Source organism: Haloferax profundi (assembly GCF_001469865.1).
Classification (GTDB): Archaea; Halobacteriota; Halobacteria; order Halobacteriales; family Haloferacaceae; genus Haloferax; species Haloferax profundi.
Window position 1 is genome coordinate 1 of record NZ_LOPV01000040.1, and the last position, 8,116, is coordinate 8,116.

Genomic DNA, 8,116 nt, shown 5'->3' on the forward strand with positions numbered 1-8,116 from the left:
AGTCCCTCCCAGCCCGTTTCTGCGACGTTCACGAGACGCAGAGCGACTCGTGAGCAAACCAGAACACAACGCGTTCTGGTGAGAACTACGTGCGGAGTGACACGGCTACGAGGGACTTGCATCAGGGAGCGAGCAACGCGAGCGACTGGGTCCACGCGAACAATGTGGGCGTGGGCTCGTGAGACGCAAGGCGTCTCACGGTGGTTCACGTCCCTCCCAGCCCGTTCTTACAGTCGCGAGCGACAGAAGAGACTGATGCCAGAGATGCTTCTACAGGTGCCAACTGGGTAAGGCGCCGAATCCCTCCAAATGCCACCACATTCGGAGGGACGGTGTCCACCCGACACACCACTACCGTTCGTGCAACGTTGCTTCGACTGGGGGAGTAATCGAGACGAGTTCGTGGAACTCCCCTCGCATCCGAAAGCCGAGGACGATTTCTTCGACTTCGGTTGGTTCGTCTATCATCAGCCGAAAGCAGTCGTCGGTCACGTTTGAGGCCTCCCGTGACATGTAGGCTAGCTAACCATATGTGAGTTGTGGCCGACGACAAACTATCCAACTAGCTGGAGACGCGTCTCTCACGACCTCTCGTGACCAAAAATAACCGTCGAGGGGCGAACTGCCCTCACCCTTGTTTGAACACGACGCCACCGCCAGTCTTCGGGTACTCCCATCTGACGTTGTCGTGGGGGCACCCGAACCGGCAGGTCCCACATTCGAGGCAGTTCTCGTAGGCGATGGATGGCACGCCGTCGCTGTCGTCTTCGACAGTCCAGACCGCCGCCGGACAGACCTGCGTACACTCGTTGGACGTACACTCGACGCAGATGTCCGGGTCTTTGACGCCGAGGTGTGACTCGCCGGCGTCGCGGTACTTGACCGTGTAGAGACGGTCCTCGATGCTTACGTCTGGAACGTGGGGTTGTGCTGTGCTCATGATAACATCCTCCGGAAGCGCCATGCACGCTTCGCCGCGCCGAACCACCCGCCGGCGGCGTCGAGGAGGCGGTCACGTGCCGCGTCAGTGTGTTCGTCTTTCGCCGTGCGGTCCATCTTGAAGTACTCCGTCTCGGCGTCGGCCAGTGCCCGCGGTAAGTCCTCGAAGAGGAACTTCCGGTCGTCCGCGATGGTCTGTTGGAACCAGTCGTAGTGCCGCAGGTTCTCGACCACGAAGGAGTCCTCCAGGTCGCGCGGGTAGGCGGCGAGTGCCGCCTCGTCGCTTCGGCCGTCTGCGAGCGCGGACGCAATCGCCTTGCCGGCGTGGTAGCCACTCTCGACGGCCATGTTGGTCCCTTCGAGGTGGACGCCGCTGTTCAGCACCAGTCCGGCAGCGTCGCCGACGACGACGGCCCCGTCGTGGACGAGGTCCGGCATCGCCTTGGCCCCGCCTTCGGGGATGACGTGCGCGGAGTATTCGATGCGGCGACCACCGCGGATGAGCGGTGCGACTGCCGGGTGCGACTCGAATGCGTCGAGCGTCGCTTCGGGCGTCTGGCCGTTCGCGGCGTCTTCGATTCGGTAGGCGACGCCGACGCTGACCGAGCGCTTGTTCGTGTAGACGAACCCGCCGCCGACTGCTTCGCCGACGGCACCTTCGCCGAAGTAATTGTAGGCCGCGCCAGCGTCGCCGTCGAGGCGGAACCGGTCGTCGATGGTCTCTCGGTCGAGTTTGAACACTTCTTTGACCGAGACGGCGACCGCTTCGCGCTCTTGGCGGTCTTTCAGGCCTTCGTTTTCGCTCACGAGCGAGTTCGCCCCTTCGGCGAGGACGACAACCGGAGCACGAATCTCTCCGTCCGGCCGGTCCGTCTCGACGCCGACGATTTTCCGACCATCGCGGACGAGTCCCGTCACCGTCGTCTCGGTGATGAGCGTCACACCTGCGTCGACTGCCTGTTTGGCGAACCACTCGTCGAACCGGCGTCTGAGGACGGTGTACGAGTCGTTGTGTGGTTCGTCGCGCCACGCACCGGGCCGCATCGAGACGGCCGTCTCGTCACCGTCCGACGTGAGCATCGAGAAGCGCTTTTCGGCGATGTAGCGCTCTGTCGGCGCGCTATCGACGTCGACCAACTCGCGGATGGTCGGCGTGTAGAGCACCCCGCCGAAGACGTTCTTCGTCCCCGGTGCGGGGCCGCGTTCGAGCATCAACACGTCGAGTCCCTCACGGGCCATCGTCAGCGCCGCGGCAGTACCGGCGAGGCCCGCACCGACGACGATTGCGTCGTAGGCGTCGTTGTAGTCCGGCGTCTCGGACTGCATCTTCGGGAGTTGGAGCGTTCCGTTGGTCTCTTGGGCGCTCATACCACCACCTCCTGTTTCTCGCGAATCATCGCAGTGAGTTTCGGCAGCACCTCGTGGAGGTCACCGACGATGCCGTAGTCGGCGTGTTCGAAGATTGCCGCGTTCGGGTCGGTGTTGATAGCGACGACGTAGTCGCTGTCGTTCATCCCTTCGAGGTGCTGGACGGCACCCGAGATGCCGGCAGCGATGTAGAGGTGCGGCCGGACGGTCTTGCCGGTCTGGCCGACCTGTCGGGCGGGTTCGACCCATCCCTCGTCGACGGCGGCGCGACTGGCGGCGACTTCGCCACCGAGGGCGTCCGCGAGTTCGACGATGGGTTCGAAGTTACCTTCGGCCCCCGCGCCACCGGCGACGACGACGTCGGCGTCGGTGATGTCGACCACGTCGCTGACGACCCGTTCGATGACCGTCGAGAGCGTGTCTTCTTCGGTGACGACGACGTCGACTTCCTCGACGGCGGCCGCAGCGTCGACATCGTCTTTGGTCGCTTCGCTGGCGTCGAAGACACCGGCGCGGACGGTTGCCATCTGCGGGCGGTGCGACGGGCACTTGATGGTCGCCATCGCGTCGCCGCCGAACGTCGGGCGACTCGCGAGGAGGAGGCCCTCGTCGTCCACGGCGAGTTCGGTACAGTCGGCGGTGAGGCCGGCGTGTGCCGGGACGGCGACGCGGCCTGCGAAGTCGCGGCCGGTGTGCGTCCCGCCGATGAGGACGATACTCGGTTTCCGTGCTTCCACGAGTGCGCGGAACTGTTCGCCGTACGGGTCGGCCCGGTAGGGTTCGAATACCGGGTCGTCGGCGAGGAGTGCGTGGTCAGCACCGCGTGCGACGGCCTCGTCTGCGAGGTGCGAGACGCCGTCGCCCATCACGAGTGCGACGAGTGATTCGCCCGTCTCGTCGGCGAGTTCGCGTCCTTTCGAGAGCAGTTCCCACGAGACGGGGGCTGCCTCGCCTTCGTGTTGTTCGACGAACACCCAGACGTCTCGGTAGTCGTCGATGTCGATTGGCATTCAGAGCACCTCCATGATGTGTTCGTACAGGTCGTCGACGGTGTCGACGCGTTCGCGTTCGCGTTCGACCGGTGACGCCGTGTCCATCCCACCGACTTTCGTCGGCGAGTTGGCGAGGCCGACCCGGTCTTCGATGCCGAGGTCTGAGGCAGTCCACTCGACCGGTTCGAACTCCGTCTCGGCGAAGATCTTCCGGTGGAGACCGGCGGGTCGAGGCCTGTTGGCACCGAACTCCATCGCCACCACGACGGGGAGTTTCGCCGCGACACGCTCGTAGCCACCTTCGACGTCTCGTTTGCCGACGAGAACGTCCTCGTCGGGTCGCGGTTCGAGTGACTCCACGTAGGTGAGTTGCGACCACCCGTTGTGGGCGGCGATGCCGGGTGGCACCTGCCCAGTCGAGGAGTCTGTACTCTCTTCGCCGCAGATGACGACGTCGGCGTCGAGTTCTTCTGCCGCCCGCGCGAGTGCGAGACTCGTCGGCCACGTGTCACTGCCGCCGAAGGCGCGGTCGGTCAGCAAGACACCACCGTCGGCACCGGCACCGACTGCCGTCTGGAGGACGGCCTTCGCCGGCGGCGGGCCCATCGTAATCGCAGTCACCGTCCCGCCGACCGCTTCGCGAAGTGCGAGCGCCGACTCGACGGCGTTGTGGTCGGGCCTGTTCAGGACCGCGGGCGCGTCGGATCGGTTCAACGTCCCTGTATCGGGGTCGATCGTGACGTCGTCCGCGTCGGGTACCTGTTTGACGCAGACGACGATGTTCCATCCGTCATTCATGATTGGACGGCGCCGTCGTACGCGGCGCTCGGCTCGAACTACGCGCTTTTAGACTACATACCGGGGACATCGTTCTCGAAAAATAGGAACGGAATAAGCGCTATTACTCCCTTCACGACGTATCCCCGTTCAGGAGGGTTACAATGTACACTCACATCCTCGTCCCCGTCGATGGTAGTCCAGAAGCCGAGAACGCCGTGGGCCACGCCGTCCACCTCGCCGACGCCGTCGGCGCGGAGATTCACGCGCTGTACGTCGCGGGCCCACGCTCCGGCGACGAATCGGCCGACAAATCGGTCGCCGAACGCGGACGGCGCGCACTCGAAGACGTTCGCGAACGCGCCGACGAACACGGCGTCACAGTGGATACGACCGTCGCCGAGGGTGACCCAGCGACGACCATCGCCGAGCACGCCGAGACGAGCGGCGTGGACCTCATCGTCATGGGAACCCACGGCCGCGAGGGCGTCGACAGACTCCTGAATGGAAGCGTCGCAGAACGTGTCGGCCGACACGTCTCGATTCCCGTGACGACGATTCGACTCGGTGACGGCGAGCAGACGGTGAAGTCACCGCTTCAGGCACAACGAATCGCTCGCGAGAAACTCCAACTCGCCGGCCACGAAGACGCCGTCGTCGAGTCGCCGTCGCACCAACGGACTGCGTGGGTCGTCCACGCGAGCGACGAACAAGGTGAGTACAACGTCCACATCAACAGCGTCTCTGGACGGGCGAAAATCGTCCAACTCGGCTAACCGCCGCTGTTTTTCGGGTTTACAGGTCGAGGAGCGTCTCCGCTTCGCCGAGGAACGACTCGTACACCGACATCGCGTCTTCGATAGGTTCGGGTTCGGTCATGTCCACCCCGGCCGTCTTCAACACGTCGAGGGGATACTCGCTCCCGCCGAGGGCGAGGGCGTCGCGGTAGTCCGCGGCCGCAGACTCGCCGTTCTCGCGGATGCGTTCGACGATTGCCGCCGCCGCCGAGATGCCCGTCGCGTACTGGTAGACGTAGTAGTTGTAGTAGAAGTGGGGAATGCGCATCCACTCGCGGGCGATGTGGTCGTCCGTCTCCGCCGGCGCGTAGTACTCGGCTTTCAGGTCGCCGTAGAGTTGGTCGAAGCGGTCCGGGGTGAGCGCGCCATCTTCTTCGACGATTTCGTGAATCTGCTTTTCGAAGTCCGCGAACATCGTCTGGCGGAACAGTGTGGAGCGGAAGCGTTCGAGGTACTCGTCTAAGACGTGCATCCGGAGTTCGTCGTCGTCGACGTTCTCCAGCAGGTACTCGGTGAGGAGCGTCTCGTTGACCGTCGAGGCGACTTCCGCGGTGAAGATGTCGTAACTCGCGTCGTGCCACGGTTGGGCGTCGTTGGCGAGTTCGGAGTGCATCGAGTGGCCCAACTCGTGTGCGAGGGTGAACATGGACGCCGCGTCGTCCTGATAGTTCATCATGATGAACGGTTGGGTGTCGTAGGTCCCCGCCGAGAACGCGCCGGCGCGCTTGCCGCGGTTCTCGTACACGTCGACCCAGCGGTTCTCGAGGCCTTCGGCCATCCGCGACTGGTACTCCTCGCCGAGTGGTTCGACGGCCTCGACGATGTACTCCTTCGCCTGTTCGTACGGAATCTCAGGGCCGTGGTCTCCCGTCAGCGAGACGTAGAGGTCCCACATCTGCAACTCGTCGGCACCGATTGCCTTCCGCTTCAGTTCCGCGTGGTGGTGGAGGTGTTCGAGGTTGTCGCGGACGGTGTCGAGGAGGTTGTCGTACACGTCGACCGGCACGTTCGGACCGTCGAGTGCGGCCTCCCGCGCAGTCTCGTAGTTGCGGATGCGGGCCTTCTTCACGTCGGCTTTGACGCTGTTTTTCAGCGACGACCCGACGGTGTTGCGCACGTCCGCCCAGCGGTCGTAGAACTCCTCGTGGACTGTCCGGCGGAACGCTCTGTCGGGGTGCTTCTGGAGTTTCGTGAAGTTGCCCTGCGTAATCTCGACGGCGGTGCCGTCGGGCTTTTCGACGCTCGGAAACTCCAAGTCGGCGTTCGCCAGCATGGAGTAGATGTCGCTCGGCGACCCGGTCACGTCGGAGAGGTCGGCGAGGACCGCCTCGACTTCGGCCGAGCGCGTGTGTTCTTTCGTCCGGAGCACGTCGTCGAAGTAGTGCTCGTAGGCTTCCAGTTCCGGCTCCTCGTCGATGAACGCCTGAATCTCGTCGCGGTCGAGTTCTTGCAGTTCCGGGTCGAGATAGCTGACCGCACTGCGGGCTTTCGACGCCAGTGCCTCGGACCGGCCTGATTGGGCCTGATACTCCTGATTTCGGGTGTCTTCGCTACTTCGGAGGTTCGCGTAGGAGACGACCATCGATACCTCGCGGAGGACCGACTCCATCGTCTCGAGGAGTTCGAGAAGCGTCTCGGCGTCTTCCGTCGCCTGACCCTCGTACGCTTCGAGTTCGGGGATTCGCTCGGCGACTTCCTCGTACGCGCGTTCCCACTCCTCGTCGGAGGTGTAGATGCTGTCGAGGTCCCACTTGTACTCCTCGTCGATGTCGCTCCGCTCGGGAACCGAACTCATGACTCGTCTGTCGCACGCGTGAATGGTAAGCCTTGTCAATCGACCGCCGGCGAGGAGAAGAGTGGGTGAAGTGGTGCCGAGATTAGTGTCGCGTCGCTCGCGCTTGACGGACCTGCGCACCGTCACGAACCATGTCCTCACAGTGAGGACAGACTCGTGGCTCCTCCATGCCTTCTGGGGCGAACACCCTGACGTAGCCTTCCGTCACGAAAGAACCGCAATTCTGACATTGTGGCATGGTAACCGTCGCTACCACGTCAAATTAGTTAGAAGTTAGGGATAAATTTTTTATCCGAGTTGTCGGCACCTTCGGCACAAGCCACTTGACGTGCGGGTGTGTGGACGGTGCATGGACGACCTCTCTCCTCCCGCCCGCGCGACGTTCGCTCGAACGTGGACCGATGACAGCCAGTGGGATTTTCTCACTCGACTGACCGCGCTCGGTGACCGAATGGCGGGTGGACAGGGAGACGAACGCGCGGGCGACATCGTCGCCGACGCCTTCGTCGACGCCGGCGTCGAACGCGTCTCGTTCGACCCATTCGAGATGGCCCACTGGACCCGCGGCGAGACGACGCTCGAACTCACCGCACCCGACGAACGGTCCTTCGAGGCGATTGCACTCCCGTACTCCCCACCTACCGACGTGTCTGGACCACTCGTGGACGTCGGCTACGGGACTCCCTCCGAAATCGACGACCACGACGTTGCGGGCGCAGTCGTCGTCGCGAGTACGACGACACCTCCCGGCGGTCGGTTCGTCCACCGCATGGAGAAGTTCAACTACGCAATCGACTCGGGTGCGGTGGCGTTCGTCTTCGTCAACCACGTCCCGGGACAACTCCCTCCGACGGGAGCACTTCGATACGACGAAGAAGCACTCGCACCGGCGGCAGGAGTGAGCAACGAGACGGGGTCGTGGTTGCGTGACTACGCGAACCGAGGCGGACAGGCCCGTCTCACAGTCGATGCTGCGACCGAACCCGGCGAGAGCAGGAACGTCGTCGGTCACATCGGCCCGGACACGGACCGCGAACTCGTCTTCTGTGCACACTACGACGCCCACGACGTCGCCGAAGGTGCACTCGACAACGGATGCGGCATCGCCACCGTCGTCACCGCGGCACGAATCCTCGCCGAGATGGACCTCGAACTCGGCGTCCGCGTCGTCGGCGTCGGTGCCGAGGAACTCGGGTTGACCGGCGCAGAACACCTCGTCGACACGCTCGATTTGGACCGCGTCGCCGCCGTGGTGAACGTCGACGGCGCGGGACGATTCCGTGACCTCGTGGCGATGACGCACGCCTCTGAGGTGACTGCGGAGGTAGCGACCCGAGTCGCCGACGAGACGCGCCACCCGATTCGCGTCGAACCCGAACCCCACCCGTTCAGCGACCAGTGGCCGTTCGTCCGCGCCGGGATTCCGGCGGTCCAACTCCACAGCGATA

9 protein-coding genes are annotated in these 8,116 nt (G+C 63.9%); 2 read left to right on the forward strand and 7 right to left on the reverse strand.

Going from position 1 to position 8,116, the window contains the following annotated elements; genetic code table 11:
* Window positions 1-351: 351 nt before the first annotated feature.
* The 5 genes from AUR66_RS21035 to AUR66_RS02145 all read right to left on the reverse strand — a co-directional run bounded on the left by AUR66_RS21035 (window position 352) and on the right by AUR66_RS02145 (window position 4,097).
* A complete protein-coding gene (locus tag AUR66_RS21035) occupies window positions 352-492 on the reverse strand; it encodes a hypothetical protein (protein WP_157532965.1) in 141 nt (46 codons plus the stop codon).
* Between the two features lie 136 nt (window positions 493-628).
* The gene (locus tag AUR66_RS02130) at window positions 629-940 is read right to left on the reverse strand and encodes a ferredoxin family protein (RefSeq protein WP_058570874.1); all 312 of its coding nucleotides are present in this window, start codon (window positions 938-940) and stop codon (window positions 629-631) included.
* Window positions 937-2,307 carry an FAD-dependent oxidoreductase gene (locus tag AUR66_RS02135; RefSeq protein WP_058570875.1) on the reverse strand — a complete coding sequence of 457 codons (1,371 nt, stop codon included), beginning with the start codon at window positions 2,305-2,307 and terminating at the stop codon, window positions 937-939. Before AUR66_RS02135 ends, AUR66_RS02130 begins: the two co-directional genes overlap by 4 nt.
* A complete protein-coding gene (locus tag AUR66_RS02140; protein ID WP_058570876.1) occupies window positions 2,304-3,317 on the reverse strand; it encodes an electron transfer flavoprotein subunit alpha/FixB family protein in 1,014 nt (337 codons plus the stop codon). Before AUR66_RS02140 ends, AUR66_RS02135 begins: the two co-directional genes overlap by 4 nt.
* A complete protein-coding gene (locus AUR66_RS02145) occupies window positions 3,318-4,097 on the reverse strand; it encodes an electron transfer flavoprotein subunit beta/FixA family protein (protein WP_058570877.1) in 780 nt (259 codons plus the stop codon).
* Window positions 4,098-4,240: 143 nt separating this feature from the next.
* On the opposite strand from AUR66_RS02145, the gene AUR66_RS02150 reads away from it, so the two are divergent.
* A complete protein-coding gene (locus AUR66_RS02150; RefSeq protein WP_058570878.1) occupies window positions 4,241-4,852 on the forward strand; it encodes a universal stress protein in 612 nt (203 codons plus the stop codon).
* 19 nt (window positions 4,853-4,871) lie between these two features.
* Here AUR66_RS02150 and pepF read toward each other — a convergent pair whose 3' ends face one another.
* Together pepF and AUR66_RS23330 are read right to left on the reverse strand one after the other, a co-directional pair.
* Window positions 4,872-6,668 carry an oligoendopeptidase F gene (gene pepF, locus AUR66_RS02155; protein WP_058570879.1) on the reverse strand — a complete coding sequence of 599 codons (1,797 nt, stop codon included), beginning with the start codon at window positions 6,666-6,668 and terminating at the stop codon, window positions 4,872-4,874.
* Between the two features lie 82 nt (window positions 6,669-6,750).
* On the reverse strand, window positions 6,751-6,906 hold the full coding sequence (locus tag AUR66_RS23330; RefSeq protein ID WP_449271629.1) for a DUF7563 family protein: 156 nt from the start codon (window positions 6,904-6,906) through the stop codon (window positions 6,751-6,753).
* A 111-nt stretch (window positions 6,907-7,017) separates the two neighbouring features.
* On the opposite strand from AUR66_RS23330, the gene AUR66_RS02160 reads away from it, so the two are divergent.
* Window positions 7,018-8,116, forward strand: a 1,099-nt coding sequence (locus AUR66_RS02160) for a M28 family metallopeptidase (RefSeq protein ID WP_058570880.1), incomplete at its 3' end; no start/stop codon positions are given.

Bases quoted from the DNA above. Each gene is read 5' to 3' on its own strand.
- AUR66_RS02130 (WP_058570874.1), bottom strand. From the start codon at position 940: ATGAGCACAGCACAACCCCACGTTCCAGACGTAAGCATCGAGGACCGT.
- AUR66_RS02135 (WP_058570875.1), bottom strand. From the start codon at position 2,307: ATGAGCGCCCAAGAGACCAACGGAACGCTCCAACTCCCGAAGATGCAG.
- AUR66_RS02140 (WP_058570876.1), bottom strand. From the start codon at position 3,317: ATGCCAATCGACATCGACGACTACCGAGACGTCTGGGTGTTCGTCGAA.
- AUR66_RS02145 (WP_058570877.1), bottom strand. From the start codon at position 4,097: ATGAATGACGGATGGAACATCGTCGTCTGCGTCAAACAGGTACCCGAC.
- AUR66_RS02150 (WP_058570878.1), top strand. From the start codon at position 4,241: ATGTACACTCACATCCTCGTCCCCGTCGATGGTAGTCCAGAAGCCGAG.
- pepF (WP_058570879.1), bottom strand. From the start codon at position 6,668: ATGAGTTCGGTTCCCGAGCGGAGCGACATCGACGAGGAGTACAAGTGG.
- AUR66_RS23330 (WP_449271629.1), bottom strand. From the start codon at position 6,906: ATGCCACAATGTCAGAATTGCGGTTCTTTCGTGACGGAAGGCTACGTC.